The organism is Cellulomonas sp. ACRRI (assembly GCF_022346185.1).
Taxonomy (GTDB): Bacteria; Actinomycetota; Actinomycetes; order Actinomycetales; family Cellulomonadaceae; genus Cellulomonas.
In genome coordinates, this window is the sequence record NZ_JAKRMS010000042.1 from 1 (window position 1) to 15074 (window position 15074).

Here is a 15074-nt window from a genome sequence, read left to right on the forward strand (position 1 = left end):
GCGGCGTGCGGGTGGCCGAGAGTGCATCAGGGGGGGGGCCGGGGTGGAATCTCGGCGCGGGAGGGTCGCGGGCGGGAGACTGGGGCGCAGCGGGCCCGCAGCGGAGCGGCCCCGCGGGTCGACGCCGGGGGTGGGCATGCTGCTCGAGGACAGGATCGCGGTCGTGTACGGCGCAGCCGGGGCGGTGGGCGGCGCGGCCGCCCGGACGTTTGCCGCGGAGGGCGCGCACGTGGTGCTCGTCGGCCGTCGGCGCGACCCGCTCGACGTGGTCGCCACCGGCATCCAGCGGTCCGGCGGACGCGCCGAGGTCGCCGTGGTCGACGCGGCCGACCCCGAGGCGGTGGACGCGCACGTCGGCGCGGTGGTCGCCGAGCACGGCCGGCTGGACGTCAGCCTCAACGCCACGAGCCTGCGCGGCGACCTGCAGGGGACCCCGCTGCGCGAGATGCCGGTCGACGACTTCCTGCTGCCCGCGATGACCGGGCTGCGCTCGCAGTTCTGCACCGCCACCGCGGCCGCCCGGCGGATGACCGAGGCGGGCTCCGGGGCCATCCTCACGCTGTCCACCTCGGCGGCCGCGCTCGCCGGCCGCGACCGGCGGTTCCACGCCACCGGCGGGTTCGGCGTGGCGTGCGCGGCGGTCGAGGAGCTGACCCGGTCGCTCGCGGGCGAGGTCGGCCGGCACGGCGTGCGCGTGGTGTGCCTGCGCCCGGACGCGCTGCCGGAGACGTGGGGCGAGCGGACCCCGGCGGTGCGGGACGCCGAGCGGTTCATGACCGAGGGCACCGCGCTCGACCGGATGCCGACGCTGCAGCAGGTCGCGGACGCCGCGGCGTTCGCGGCGTCCGACCGCGCGGGCGCGGTCACCGGGGCGATCCTCGACCTGACGTGCGGCTCGGTCATGCAGCGGTGAGGCGCCCGCCCGCACCGCGCCGACCCGGCCGCCGGGGTCGGCCGCCGGGGTCGGCCGCCGGGGTCGGCCGCCGGGGTCGGCCGCCGGGGTCGGCCGCCGGGGTCGGCCGCCGGGGTCGGCCGCCGGGGCGACGGCGTAGCGTCGGGGGATGGGTCTCGAGCCGTTCGCGGACCGGGCGGAGGCGGGCGCCGCGCTCGCGGGGCGGCTCGCGGCCTGGGCCGGCCGGCCCGGCGTCGTGGTGCTCGCGCTCCCCCGCGGCGGCGTCCCCGTCGCCGTGCCCGTGGCCGAGGCGCTGGGGGCCCCGCTCGACGTGCTCGTGGTCCGCAAGCTCGGCCTGCCGCGGCAGCCGGAGCTCGCGATGGGTGCGCTCGCCGGGCTGGGCGGCCAGGTGGTGGAGGTGCTGCACCCGCCGGTCCTCCGCGCGGCGCAGGTGCCTCGCGAGGACCTGGACGCGGTGCGGGCCGCGGAGCTCGCCGAGCTGCGCCGCCGGGAGGGCGCGTTCCGCCGGGACCTGCCCGCGCTGCCCGTGACCGGCCGGACGGTCGTGGTCGTGGACGACGGCGCGGCGACCGGGTCGACCGTCCGGGCGGCGGTGGCCGCGCTGCGCCGGAGCGGCGCGGACCGGGTCGTGGTGGCGCTGCCGGTGTGCCCGCCGGACACGGCCGCGGCGCTCGCCGCCACGGCCGACGAGCTGATCTGCCTGCGGGTGCCGCGGCTGTTCCACGCGGTCGGGCTGGAGTACGCCGACTTCGCGCCGCCGGCCGACGCCGACGTGGCCGCGCTGCTCCGCGCCGCCCGGGCGCGGCGGCCCGGGGGGCGGCCGCCGGGACGGCCGGTGCCCGACCGCCCGGCCCCGGAGGACCGGCCTAGCTGAACCCGATCGCCCGCTGGGCGACCCGGTACGCGAGCACCGACACCCGGCGCCCGGCGGGTCCGGGCAGGTTGGAGATCTGCCCGAGCACCGACCAGCGCACCTTGCGGTACAGCCACGGGTCCTGCGCCCGGAGCTCGGACCACAGCCGGTCCTTCTCCGCCAGGTGCCGGCGCGTGCCCGCGCGGATGAGCAGGATCGAGGACACGGCGCAGATGATCTCGACGTAGTGCAGCCGGTAGGCCCGCAGCCGCCGGTCGGCGACCCGCACCCGGGACAGGTGCTCGAGCATGAGCCGGTTGACCCGCAGCTGCTGGTCGATGCGCCGGATCATCACGGCCTCCTGCACCGACTGGTCCGAGCGCCCGATGAAGTACCGGTACAGGTCGACGTCCAGGTAGTACAGCGTCGACACGTGCGCGAGCGGCACCAGGGCGTACAGGTTGTCCACGTAGAAGGTGTGCTCGGGCAGCACCAGCCCGGCCTCGCGCAGCACGGCGGTCCGGTACGTGAGCGCGTGCATCATCAGGTACTGCCGCTTGGCGAACCGCCGGGTCTGCCCCCAGTGCAGCACCCGCCCCGCGGGCAGCGCGCCCTGGTAGCGCACGACGGTCTTGGTGCGCTTGCCGACCTTCTCGTAGACGAAGTTCGACACCAGCAGGTCGACCGGTCGGCCGGCGTCGAGGAACCCCCGCAGGGTGGCCAGCACCGACGCGAGCGCCGGGCCGTCCAGCCAGTCGTCCGCGTCCACGACCTTGAGGTACGCGCCGCGCGCCTCGGCCAGCCCGGCGTTGATCGCCGAGCCGTGGCCGCCGTTCGGCTTCGAGATCAGCCGGACGACGCCGGGGTGCGCCGCCTCGTACGAGCGGGCGAGCACCGCGGTCCCGTCCGTCGAGCCGTCGTCCACGACCAGCACCTCCACGCCGTCGGACCCCACGAGGGAGTCGAGGGCGCGCGCGAGGTACGGCTCCGCGTTGTACGCGGGGACGACGACGGTCAGGACCGGGGTGCTCACGCCGAGCGCACCTCCGTGGCGTCCGCGGCGGCGGCCGGGGCCGCGTCCTCCGGGACCTGCTTGAAGATGACCTTGAAGATCGGGAAGAACACCCAGAACGAGATCGCCGCGTTGATGATCATCGTGACGAAGTCGGCCAGCGTCTCCCCGGTGCCGCCCAGGCCCCAGGTGTCGATGAACAGGTCGTAGATCGGCGCCTTGTACAGGCCCTGCAGCGCGGCCGCGGCGATCGTGATGATCACGTACGCGATGGCGTACCAGGTCGCCGCCTTGGCGACCGACGAGTTCGACTTGAAGGTGATGTTGCGCTGGGCGAAGAAGTTGATCACCTGCGCGATGAGCAGGGTGATCTGCACGGCCAGGAAGTATGCCAGGCCGCCGCCGCCGCCCGGGAGGGCACCCTCGGCGTAGTCGAAGACGAAGTACTGCGAGCCGTCCGGGTTGGAGCCGATCGGCCAGACCTGGAACGAGGTGTCGACCAGCGAGGTCATGCCGAACAGCCACTTGATGAGCGGCATGAGCGCGAGCTGCAGCACGGTGATGCCGTTGCTCAGCACGAGGAAGACGACGAACTGGGCGACGCCCGGCCGCTTGGTGGCGAACCGGCCCCAGGCGTCCTTGAGACGGGTGAACATACGAGCGGGTCTCTCTTCCAGGAGGTCAGGCGTCGCCGCGCAGCTGGCGCGCGGTCTCGCGGTTGGCGCGGCGGTTGCGGGCGAACCCGCGGATCGTGGCGCCGGCGCCGGAGAAGAAGTGGCCGTTGACGATGCGGACGAGGCCGTCCACCATCTCGGCGCTGACCATGCCGCCTGTCATCTTCCCGATGGCGCGGAACGGCATGTTGAGCAGGAACAGGATGTTGAGGTCGGGCTTGCCCTTGCGGTCCGCGCGGTCGCGCAGCAGCGCGAGCACCCGGTACGCGAGCCGGGCCAGCGGGCTGCGCGCGGTCTGCATCCGGCCGAGCGCGTCGTTGACCCCGAGCGGGCCGGACCAGGCCGCCGGCGGGACGGGCCGGCCGAGCAGGGCCGCGAAGTCGGCGTCGGGCACGTGCCGGACGTCGCCGGTGCGGTACCGGACCGGGGCCGGGTCGTCGGCCGCGGGCTCGGCGGTCCCCGCCACCTCGACCGTGGCCTTCTCGGTCAGGTCGGCGACGTTCGCGCCGGCGAGCACGGTCCAGGTGCCGCGCTCGACCTGCCACGACCCCGACCCCACGTCCCAGTGCCGGAACGCCACGTCGCCCAGCGGGACGGTCACGGTCGCCGACTCGCCCGGGGCGAGCTCGACCCGGGCGAACCCGGCGAGCGTGCGGTCCGGCCGGTGCACGCCGGGGGTCTCGCGGCGCACGTAGACCTGCACGACGTCCGCGCCGGCGGCGGCGCCCGTGTTGGTCACGGTCACCGTGGCGGCGTCGGCCGTCGCGGTCAGCCCCGAGTACGCGAAGGTGGTGTAGGACAGCCCGAAGCCGAACGGGAACGTCACCGGCACACCGGCGGTCGTGTAGTACCGGTAGCCGACGAACAGGCCCTCGCGGTACTCGGCGGTCCGCTGCTGCCCCGGGAACGTGTCCGCGGTCGGGGTGTCGGACAGCCGCACCGGCACGGTCTCCGCGAGCCGCCCGGCCGGGTTCGCCGCGCCGGTGAGCACGTCGAGCAGCGCCCCCGCGCCGGCCTGGCCCGACAGGTAGCCGTGCACCAGCGCCTGCGCCGAGGCGAGCCACGGCATCTCGACCACGCCACCGGCGGAGAGCAGGACGACCGTGCGCGGGTTCGCGGCCGCGACCGCCTCGAGCAGCTCGGTCTGCGCGGCGTGCAGCGCGAGGGTGGACCGGTCCAGGCCCTCGGACTCGGCGATCTCGTCCAGGCCGAGGAACAGCAGGGCGACGTCGGCGCCCCGGGCCGCCTCGACGGCCTCGGCCCGGAGCGCGGCATCGGGGCTGCCGTTGCGCTGGAACCCGGCCGCGAACGCGGTCATCCGCAGCCCGGAGTCGCCGATCGCGTCCAGGACCGAGTCCAGGCGGGTCGGGTTCACGGCCGAGGAGCCGGCGCCCTGGTAGCGGGGGGTGCGCGCGAAGTCGCCGATCACGGCGACCCGGGTCCCGGCGGCCAGCGGCAGGATCGCGCCCTCGTTCTTCAGCAGCACGGCCGAGCGGGCTGCGACCCGGCGGGCCAGCGCGTGGTGCGCGGCCTCGTCGACGACCGGGGCCGTCCCGGGCTCGCGGGCGTCGGCCACCAGCCGCAGCACCTCGGCGGCGCGCGCGTCCAGGTCGGCCTCGGCCAGCCGGCCGTCCCGCACGGCCGCCACGAGCTGCCGCGCCGAGTCCAGCCCCGCGGCCGGCATCTCGAGCGTGCCGCCGGCGGCCGCGGCCGCCACGATGTCGTTCGAGCCGCCCCAGTCGGAGATCACCGCCCCGTCGAAGCCCCACTCGTCCCGCAGCACCTGCTGCAGCAGGAACGGGTCCTCGTGGGCGTACGTGCCGTTGACCCGGTTGTAGGCCGACATGATCGTCCGCGGCCGGGCGGTCTCGACGACGATCCCGAACGCGGTCAGGTAGATCTCCCGCAGCGTCCGCTCGTCGACCACGGAGTCCGACGCCATCCGGCGCAGCTCCTGGGAGTTCGCGGCGTAGTGCTTCGGGCAGGCCGCCACCCCGGCGGACTGGATGCCGCGCACGTACCCGGCGGCCATCCGCCCGGCCAGCAGCGGGTCCTCGGAGAAGTACTCGAAGTTGCGCCCGCCCAGCGGGGAGCGCTTGATGTTCAGGCCCGGGCCCAGCAGCACGTCGACGTCCTGCGCCGCGGCCTCGGCGCCGAGCGCCCGCCCGACCTCCTCGGCCAGCTCCGGGTCCCAGGTGTTCGCGACGGCCGCGGCGGTCGGGAAGCAGGTCGCGGGCTGCGACTCGGCGATGCCGAGGTGGTCCGCGGCGCCGGTCTGCTTGCGCACGCCGTGCGGGCCGTCCGCCAGCCAGAGCGAGCGCACCCCGTGCCGCGGCAGGTCGTGGGTCTCCCAGACCGTCTTGCCGGTCAGCAGGGCGGCCTTCTCCAGCAGGGTCAGGTTCTCGATCATGACGTCCTCGACGGTGGTGCGGCGTGGCGGTGGTCCGGGGATCCGGGGGGCGCGGCCCCGGCCGCCGGGCCGGCAGTGGTGGGCACTGCCGACCCGGCGGGGCGTCTGCGCGGGTCAGTGCCCCGCGGAGACCGGCTCGGCGTCGCCCTGCGGCGCAGCCGGCTCGGCGGTCTTCCGGTGCCGGAGGACGCGCCGGGTCACCAGGAGCGCACCGGCCACCACGAGCAGGCCGACGAGGATCGACGCGCCGATCTGGAGGTAGACCCAGGTGGGCGGCGTGTAGGAGACCGTGGCCCCCGGTGCCAGCCCGTTCATCGCGTTGGAGTTCGCGACCGTGAACAGGATGTTGTGGGTCGCCTCGCGGATGTCCGACACCGCCTTGGCCGAGGAGGTGTCCCCGAACGACTTCGACGGCTGGAAGGTGAGCGTCAGGTCGGTGCCCGCGCTGATCGACTGGTTCGGGTTCATGTACGGGTAGAGGTTGAAGTCCGAGATGGCGAAGCCCTCGAAGCCCCACTCCCCGCGCAGCACGTCCGTCATCAGCGCCTCGGAGCCGCCGGCCCAGGTCGCGCCGATACGGTTGAACGAGCTCATGATCGCGGTCGCGCCGACCGTGGTCGTCTCGATCGTGCCCTCGTCGTCGGCGAGGTACGGGACCTCCATCGAGATGTTCTTGACGGCCATCTCGAACGGCTTGAGGTAGAGCTCGCGGATCGTCTGCTCGGTCGCCCAGGTGGCGATGCCGTTGTTGACCCGGTTGGTCTCCTGGTCGTTCAGCGCGAAGTGCTTGAGCGTGGTGTAGACGCCCTTCTCCGCCGCGCCGTTGGCGACCGAGGTCATCATCAGGCCGGACAGGAACGGGTCCTCCGAGTAGTACTCGAAGTTGCGGCCCGCGAACGGCGAGCGGTGCAGGTTGGCCGCCGGGGCGTACCAGCCGTTGATGTCCTTGAACATCGCCTCGTTGCCGAGCATCTCGCCCATCGCGCGGCCCAGGTCCACGTCCCAGGTCTGCGCGATGAGGAACTCGGACGGGTAGGCCACGCCGTTGATCGACGAGTTGATGAAGGACGAGAAGCCGGCCGGGCCGTCGGGCTCGGTGGTCTGCGGCTTGCCGATCGAGCCGATCGCGGCGGTCTGGTAGGCGCCGTTCAGCAGCATGTCGGTCATGTCGCCGACGCTCAGCGAGTCGAGCAGCTCGTCCCACTGCGGGTCGTCCTTGGGCACGCCGCGCAGGTCGATGAGCGACAGGTCGGTGCTCGCACCGGTCGTCGGCATGTCGCCGTCGAAGGCGTCCGCCTGGGCGTCGACGTCCCAGGCGGCGAAGCCCTCGGCGACGGCGTCGCTCGCGACCAGCTGGTCACCGGTCGGCGCGGTCGGGAAGGTGCCGGCGAAGTCCGCGCGGGACATCGGCACGATCGTGCCGTCCCCCGGCTCGGTGCTGAACTGCGCCGAGACGTCGTCGAACTGGTTGGTGACCTCGGCGAGGTCCGTGGAGCGGTGGTTCTCGCCGGAGTACACGACGTCGGAGTCGACGGTGTAGGTGATCGGCTCGGTGCCGGCGGCGACGGTGTGCGAGTCGGTGCGGACCGAGATCGCGTAGTCGCCGGCCTCGAGGACGTACGCCTGCTCGCCCGCGTAGTCGTAGGACGCCATGTCCTCGACCGGCAGCTCGAGGGTCACGGACTCGCTGGCGCCCGGCTCGATGACGCCGGTCTTGGCGAAGTCGCCGAGGACGACCTCGGACTTCTCGATGCCGCCCGGGGTGTAGGGCGCGGTGTAGTACAGCTCGACGACGTCCTTGCCCGCGACGGTCCCGGTGTTGGTGACGTCGACGGTCACGGCGATGGTGCCGTCCACCTCGCCCGCCTGGGTGCCGGTGACGGTCCAGGCGAAGTCGGTGTACGACAGGCCGTAGCCGAACGGGTAGACGACGGCCTCGTCGTAGTCGAGGAAGCCCTCGGCCGCGGCGGTCTCGTAGTACCGGTAGCCGACGTAGATGCCCTCGGCGTAGTTCACGAACGGCGCCTCGTCCGTGACGGTCGCGTTCGACGTCGCGGTCTCGACCGCGGACACCGGGTACGACACCGACAGCCCGTCGTAGAGGAACCCGCCGAAGTTGACGAAGGTGGGGTCGGCGGTGAAGTCCGCGGCCCACAGGTCGGCGGTCCGGCCGGACGGGTTGACCTCGCCGGACAGGATGGTGCCGACGGCGTTGAGGCCGGTGGCGCCCGGGGAGCCGGCGAGCAGGATCGCGTCGACCCCGGTGTCCGCCTGCAGGTCGCCCATCTCGATGGTGGTCGAGGAGTTCACGACCACCACGACGGTGTCGAAGTTCGCCTTCGCGAGCTCGATCAGGTCCTTCTCGTCCTTGTTCAGCTCCAGCTGGTGCTGGCCGGGCTCCGCGTTGTCGTCCCAGTCGGACATGTCGCGGGTCAGGTCGCCGCCCTCGCCGCCGGGGCGGCCGATGTAGATGACGGCCGCGTCGGAGTACTCGGCGAAGGAGGAGGACTGCGCCTCGTAGCCGTCGACCGGCATCTCGCCGATGAAGTAGGTCGAGATGTCCGGGCGGTCCATCTCGATGAAGCCGCGGGGGTTCTCGGCGGCGTACGCCTCGATCGCGCCGTACACGGCGTCGTTCACGGTGAAGCCGGCGTTCTCCAGGCCCTGGCGCGCGTTCACGGCCGAGTTGGTGTCCACCGAGCCGGAGCCGGAGCCGCCGAACACGGGGTCCGCGGCAGCGCGGCCGAGCATGGTCACGCTCGCGCCCGCGGCGAGCGGGAGGGCCTGACCCTCGTTCTTCGCCAGGACGATGCCCGCGCCGGAGATCTCCTCGACGAGCTCCTTCGCGGCGGCGTCGACCTCGTCGATGCTGTCGTAGTCCGCGCTGTAGTACTCGGTGTCCCAGTCGGCCGACTCCTCGGCGTTCGTGAACTCGTACGTGCCCGAGCCGAACTGGGAGGCGACCCAGCCGCCGGCGACGACGAGCGCGACGTTCGCGACCACCGCGATCACGGTGACCAGCGAGAGCACCGGCACCCAGATCCACAGGAACTTCTTGTTCGACATCGGCCTCTTCGCGCGATCGGCGTTCTTCGCCCTGGCGTTCACAACATTCCTCCTCGAGTGCTGACCGGCGATCAGGCTAGGTGTGCCGATCGGGGCCGTCCGGCGCGGCAGCACGATCAGTCGGTTTAGCGGCACGGACTGTCACGCGCCGCGCTCCCGGCTCGCGCCCGGCCCCGTGGGGGCCGGGCGCGGGGCGGGCGGGACGGCTACTCGGTGACCTCGGTGATGGTGCCGTCCTGGTCGATCTGCCAGGTCTGGCCGGTCTCCGCGGAGTCGCCGTCGATCGTGTACTTGCCGTCCTCGATGTTCACGGTGCCCTGGATGCGGGACGCCGCGTCCGAGAAGGTGTAGGGCACCACGAGCAGGCCGTACTTGACGGTCGGCGCCGAGACGTCGCTCGCGAGCATGATCTGGGCCCAGGAGTCGTCCTCGGCCAGCGCGTCGGCGACGGCGGTGCGGGCGTTCTCGAGGTCCTCGGCGATGTCGGACTCGGAGGCTGCCTGCTCGCCCGAGGACGAGCCGTTGCTGCTGCTGCCACCGCCGTCGTCGCTGCCGCAGGCGGTGAGGCCGAAGACGCCGGTGAGGGCGACCACGACGCCGAGGGCGGAGGTCAGGGCCTTGTTGCGCTTCACTTCTGTGCTCCTTGGTGGGTGCTGGCCGCGGGCCCACCCCGCGGCCGGGTCCGCCTGGCGGCGGCTCCGCCTGCGCGGGCGGAGGGTGCGTCAGCCCTCGATCGGGCCCGCGTAGTTCAGGCCGAAGCCGAACGCGTACGAGTTGCCCGCAGCGTCGACGTACGGCTCGGTGTCCTCCTGGACGTCCTCGAGCTGCTTCTCGACCGCGTCCATGGACGCCGGGAAGCCGATCGGCAGGCGGCCCTGGGGCTCGTTGAGGCCGATCGCGGTCTCGATGAGCGCCTGGTCGCTGACGCCGAAGCCGACGAGGATCGCGTCGGACCGCGCCTCGAACTCGGCCGGGACGGTCGGGTTCTTGGCCTTGAGGACCGTGATGACCGGGATGTCCTTGCCGGACGCCTCGACGGCGGCCACGGCGCGCTCGAACGCGTCGAGGTCCGACTCGTTCGACGTGCGCGAGGTGTTGCCGAAGTAGGACCGGTTCTCCTGCGTGCCGTCGGGCAGGAGGTCGCCGGAGATCGAGACCGTCCGGACGTTCTCGCCGTCCGCGGTGTACGGGCGGTACTGCAGCGACAGCGGGTACCACTCACCCGTGGTCTCGTCGTGGCCGGAGTTGGCGAACACGGCGCCCGAGCTCGGGCTGTCCATGCCGACCAGCACGAGGTCCACGTCGGACAGGTCCGGGGCGGTGTAGCTCGTGACCTTGCCGTCCGCGTCCTCGACGGCCTCGTCGGTGACGACCTTCGCGAAGTACTCCTCCGCGATCTCGACCGTCAGGCCGGGGCCCTCGGAGTACTCGCCGGGGCCGAACAGGCCGGCCTGGCCGGTGTCGTAGCTGCGCGGGATGTACACGGTCTTGTCGGCCCAGTCGCCCGCCTCGGCGGCGGCGACGGTGTCGGCGTCGTTCTTCAGCATCACGACCGAGTCGAGCTGCGCCTGGTAGCCGGCGTCCATCTTGTCCTGGCTCGCGACGACGTCCTTCGACTCGTCGAGGTCGAGGTAGGCGTTCTCGTACAGGCCCGGCTGGAACAGCATGGTCAGGATCCGGGTGCCCGACTCCTCGAAGCGGGTCTGCGCGTCGACGTCGTTCTCGCCGGCCTCGAAGTCCGCCTGCCACATGTCGTACGCCGCGAGCACCGGCTCGACCGCGTTGTTGCCGCCGAACATGTCGACGCCGTTCTTCAGGATCGCGTAGTGCCGGTCCTCGACGGTCATGTCGTCGGCGCCCCAGGAGGTGCCGATCATCGCGTCGGGGTCGGTGCTGCCGCCCGCGGTGACGCCCCAGTCGGTCACGACCACGCCGGTGAAGTTCTCCCGCAGCAGGCCGGTGCGGTACGAGTCGTAGGCGGAGCCCATGCGGTCACCGCCGCCGAGCGGCTGGCCGTCGCCGTCCAGGGCGATGGAGTAGGCGGTCATGACCGCGGCGGAGTCCATCGCGCCCAGGAACACCTCGGCGTGCGCGTCGAAGTTGTCGCCCGGGTAGACGCCGTACTTGCCGGCCTCGGTGTGCGACTCGCGGCCGCCCTCGCCCGGGCCGTCGCCGGCCCAGTGCTTGATCATCGCGTTGACCGACTCGTCGCCCCAGCCGTCCGTGCCCGGGGTCGTCTGGAAGCCGTCGACGTAGGCGGTCGCCATGGCCGAGGCCAGCTCGACGTTCTCGCCGAACGTGCCGTCGACCCGCAGCCAGCGCGGCTCGGTCGCCAGGTCGATCTGCGGGCTCAGCGCCGTGCCGATGCCCAGCGCGCGGTACTCGGCGGAGACCGCCTGCGCGAACGTCGTCATCGTCTCGGTGTCGAACGTCGCGGCCAGGCCGAGGTTCGACGGCCACCGCGAGATGTCGCCGGACGCGTTGTAGTCGCCGCCGGACTCCGCGGTGGACCGCGGGTCGGAGGAGAAGTTCACCGGGACGTAGGGCTCGTCCTCGGTCGCCAGCTCTTCGGCGTACTCCTGGAGCTGGTTCGACCAGGTCACGTTGGCCTCGACCTCGTTCGGGCCCGCGTTGAGCACGTTCCGGAGCCGCGACTCCGCCATGTACTCCTTCTGCGCGTCGGTCAGGCCGTCCGCGGGCGAGCGCTCGTGCGAGCTGAACAGCATGAGGCCGGCGATCTGCTCCTTGGACAGGTGCTGCGCCAGGTCCGCCGCGCGGTCCTGAGACGCCTCCCGCCAGTCCTCCCAGAGGTCGAGCTCGCCGTTGCCGTTCATGTCCTTGAACGCGTACTCCTGGCCGTCGATCTCCTCGGTGAGGAGCTCGACGCCGCTGTCCTTGCCGTAGGACAGCACGGGTCCGTCGCCCGGGTTCGTGACGACGACGAACTCGGTCTTGCCGTCGGTCACCTCGCGGGTGGTGAAGGAGTCGCCCGCCCGGGTGTCCTCGTCCGACGAGGAGGGGGAGCACGCCGTGAGGGCGAACAGGGCGAGACCCGCCACCGCCGCCGCACCCTTGACGTACCCGCCGTTGCGCCGTCGCACCGTGATGGTTGTCTTCATCGACCTTCCCTTGTCATCTCGCGGCTCTGCTCGCGCGCCGCCGGCGCCGCGCCCTCGTCGGGCGGTGCCGGCGTCCCCGTGCGCGACACAGCGCCCGGGGAGAACCGATCGCGACCCGTGACTCGACGTCCTCGTCCTGCGGTCGCGGGGCCCAGTCGACCAGTGCGGCGCGGGTCCGGGACCGGGGCGTCGAAAGACTGTCGGTTCGGGAGCACAAACGGTCGCCGAGGTCACAGGGGGATCACGGAGCGGTCTCGGGACGGGGTGCAGGCGGGCGCCTCGCGTGGCGCCGGGGGGCGCGGGAGGGCGGTGCCGCCGGGGCGTCGCGACCCGGCCACGTGCACGATCTGTCGATTCCGGTGCACAACCTGCGCGGGTCGTCGGCCGTCACCACGGGGGCCTCCGCGCGCGCCCTACACTCGGGGCGCTCGCCCCGCCACCCGGCCGCGCCGCGGCCCCGTCCCCCGAGGAACCCGCATGGACCTGCTCGTCGTCGGCGCCGGGCTGTTCGGCCTGACGGTCGCCGAGCGCGCGGCCGACGCCGGCCTGTCGGTCACCGTCATCGACCGGCGGGACCACCTCGGGGGGAACGCCTGGAGCAGCGTCGACGCGGAGACGGGCATCGAGGTGCACCGGTACGGGTCGCACATCTTCCACACCTCAAACGAGCGGGTCTGGGACTACGTCCGCCGGTTCACCGCGTTCACCGGCTACCGGCACCGCGTCTACTCCACGCACGCGGGCACGGTGTACCCGCTGCCCATCAACCTCGGCACGCTCAACCAGTTCTTCGGCACCGCGATGGGGCCGGAGGCGGCGCGGGCGCTGGTCGCGGAGCAGGCCGCCGAGGGCCTGGCCGGCGGTGTGCCGACGAACCTCGAGGACAAGGCGATCTCGCTCATCGGGCGTCCGCTGTACGAGGCGTTCATCCGCGACTACACCGCGAAGCAGTGGCAGACCGACCCGCGCGAGCTGCCCGCGTCCGTGATCGCGCGGCTCCCCGTCCGGTACACGTACGAGAACCGGTACTTCGCCGACACCTACGAGGGGCTGCCCGCCCACGGCTACGGCCCGTGGTTCGAGGCCATGGCCGCGCACCCGCGGATCGACGTGCGGCTGGGCACCGACTTCTTCGACGCGTCGCAGCCGCTCAGCCGGTCCGCCGTCCGCGGGCAGGTGCCCGTGGTGTACACCGGGCCGGTCGACCGGTACTTCGACGAGCACGCCGGACCGCTCGGCTGGCGCACCCTCGACCTGGAGACCGAGGTGCTGCCGGTCCGCGACTTCCAGGGCACCAGCGTCATGAACTACGCCGACCTCGACGTGCCGTACACCCGCGTGCACGAGTTCCGGCACTACCACCCCGAGCGCGAGGACCGGCACGCGCAGGACCGCACCGTGGTCATGCGGGAGCGGTCCCGGTTCGCGCTGCCCGGCGACGAGCCGTACTACCCCGTGGCGACCCCGCAGGACCGGGAGCGGCTCCGGGCGTACCGCGACCTCGCCGAGGGCGAGCCGGACGTGCACTTCGGCGGCCGGCTCGGGTCGTACCTGTACCTGGACATGCACATGGCGATCGCGTCGGCGCTGTCGCTGTGGACGAGCGGGGCCGTGCTCGAGCGGTCGGCGCCGGCGCTGGCGGCGCGGGTGGCGCTGGGCTGAGCCCTGCGGCCCGCCGGCACCTCAGCGCGCGAGCGCGCCGGGGTCGTCGGTGCGGCTGGCCGCCGGGACCGGCAGCAGGATGCGCAGCGCGAACCAGCTGTCCTCCGCGCTCACCGTCATCGAGCCGCCGTACTTCTCCGCCGTGTACCGGATGGACTTCAGCCCGTACCCGTGCCGGTCGCGGTCCGCGCGCCGGGTCACGATCGCGCCGTCCTCCGTCTTCAGCGTGCCCGCGAAGTAGTTCTCGAACGTCGCCAGGACGAACCCGCCCGTGGCGTAGAGCGCGACCTTGATCAGCCGCTTCTCCGGCTCCGGCACCGCCATCACCGCGTCGATCGCGTTGTCCAGCGCGTTGCCGAACACCGCGGACACGTCCATGGCCGACATGAAGTCGATCGTCGCGCCGTCCGCCACGTACGTGAGGTCGACCCCCTTCTCGGCGCACTCCAGGCTCTTGGACGTGAGGATGACGTCGAGCACCCCGTTGCCGGTGCGCGCCTGCGCGGCGTAGCCCGAGACGCTGGCCTCCAGGTCGTCCAGGTACGACGCCCGCTTGCCCTCGTCGCCCTCGGCCCGGATCACCGCGATCTGGTGCTTGAGGTCGTGGTACTTCCGGTCGACGACCTCGATGCTCCGCTTCGACTGCAGGTACTGCTCGTGCTGCCGGCGCAGCATCTCGTCGACCGCCTTCACGTCCGCCCGCGCCCGGAGCTGGAGCCGCTGCCCCTGCTGCGCGTACAGCGCGACGAACCCGCACAGGTCGACCAGCGTGCGGATGTAGAAGATCTCCAGCCCCAGCCGACCGCTGAACGGCGTGTTCGCGTTCAGGAAGCTGATGTTGCTCATGAAGAACGTCACCAGCGCGATCGCCACCGCCGAGGCGAGCTCGCCGTACGACACCTCCAGGGGCTGCGCCGGGCGGAAGTGCCGGGTCTCGATCAGGTACACCAGCACGAACGACGCCGCGTACAGCACCACGCCGAACGCGACCTGCCACCCGACGCCCGGCCGGTCCTCGGGCAGGAAGAAGAAGCAGTGCATCTGCCAGTGCGCGGCCGCGACCAGCTCGGCCAGCACCAGCGCGCGGGCGGCGAAGTACCCCGCGTCCCGGGCCGACACCCGCGCGGCCGTCACGATGAACACGAACATCGCGGCCACCGCGGTGGCCATGCCGAGCGACCACAGCGTCAGCGGCAGCCGGTCCGCGAGCTCCTGCACCCCGACGAGCACGCCGAGCGCGACCGCCGCGACCAGCACCAGCCGCCGCACCGGCAGCCGCTGCCGGCGCAGCAGCACGTACACCAGGCACGCCGCCCACTCCGCGATGCCCGTGAGGACCCGCGGGATGTCCGGGAGCGTCTCCAT

Annotated in this window: 10 protein-coding genes; 3 read left to right on the plus strand and 7 right to left on the minus strand. The window is 72.8% G+C overall.

The window, feature by feature from the left end; genetic code table 11:
* The first annotated feature begins 136 nt into the window (after positions 1-136).
* Together MHY85_RS09740 and MHY85_RS09745 are read left to right on the plus strand one after the other, a co-directional pair.
* Complete coding sequence (locus MHY85_RS09740) at positions 137-913, plus strand: SDR family NAD(P)-dependent oxidoreductase (RefSeq protein WP_239195869.1); 777 nt, start codon at positions 137-139, stop codon at positions 911-913.
* Between the two features lie 148 nt (positions 914-1061).
* A complete protein-coding gene (locus MHY85_RS09745) occupies positions 1062-1787 on the plus strand; it encodes a phosphoribosyltransferase (protein WP_239195871.1) in 726 nt (241 codons plus the stop codon).
* Here the strand turns inward: MHY85_RS09745 and MHY85_RS09750 are convergent.
* The 6 genes from MHY85_RS09750 to MHY85_RS09775 all read right to left on the minus strand — a co-directional run bounded on the left by MHY85_RS09750 (position 1780) and on the right by MHY85_RS09775 (position 12047).
* Entirely contained in the window at positions 1780-2799 is a 1020-nt protein-coding gene (locus tag MHY85_RS09750; RefSeq protein ID WP_239195872.1) for a glycosyltransferase family 2 protein, read from the minus strand. The genes MHY85_RS09745 and MHY85_RS09750 overlap by 8 nt on opposite strands.
* Complete coding sequence (locus MHY85_RS09755; protein WP_239195873.1) at positions 2796-3434, minus strand: hypothetical protein; 639 nt, start codon at positions 3432-3434, stop codon at positions 2796-2798. The genes MHY85_RS09750 and MHY85_RS09755 overlap by 4 nt, the downstream gene beginning before the upstream one ends.
* Positions 3435-3459: 25 nt before the next feature.
* Positions 3460-5862, minus strand: a complete 2403-nt coding sequence (locus MHY85_RS09760; RefSeq protein ID WP_239195874.1) for a glycoside hydrolase family 3 C-terminal domain-containing protein — start codon at positions 5860-5862, stop codon at positions 3460-3462.
* 114 nt (positions 5863-5976) lie between these two features.
* On the minus strand, positions 5977-8970 hold the full coding sequence (locus MHY85_RS09765; protein ID WP_239195875.1) for a glycoside hydrolase family 3 C-terminal domain-containing protein: 2994 nt from the start codon (positions 8968-8970) through the stop codon (positions 5977-5979).
* Between the two features lie 164 nt (positions 8971-9134).
* A complete protein-coding gene (locus tag MHY85_RS09770) occupies positions 9135-9560 on the minus strand; it encodes a hypothetical protein (RefSeq protein ID WP_239195876.1) in 426 nt (141 codons plus the stop codon).
* A gap of 90 nt (positions 9561-9650) precedes the next feature.
* Positions 9651-12047 carry a glycoside hydrolase family 3 N-terminal domain-containing protein gene (locus tag MHY85_RS09775; protein ID WP_239195877.1) on the minus strand — a complete coding sequence of 799 codons (2397 nt, stop codon included), beginning with the start codon at positions 12045-12047 and terminating at the stop codon, positions 9651-9653.
* Positions 12048-12524: 477 nt separating this feature from the next.
* Between MHY85_RS09775 and glf the strand changes: the two genes are divergently transcribed.
* Complete coding sequence (gene glf / locus MHY85_RS09780; RefSeq protein ID WP_239195878.1) at positions 12525-13709, plus strand: UDP-galactopyranose mutase; 1185 nt, start codon at positions 12525-12527, stop codon at positions 13707-13709.
* Between the two features lie 21 nt (positions 13710-13730).
* Here the strand turns inward: glf and MHY85_RS09785 are convergent, their stop codons facing one another.
* Positions 13731-15074 (minus strand): ATP-binding protein, encoded by a 1344-nt coding sequence (locus tag MHY85_RS09785; protein WP_239195879.1) that lies wholly within the window; start codon positions 15072-15074, stop codon positions 13731-13733.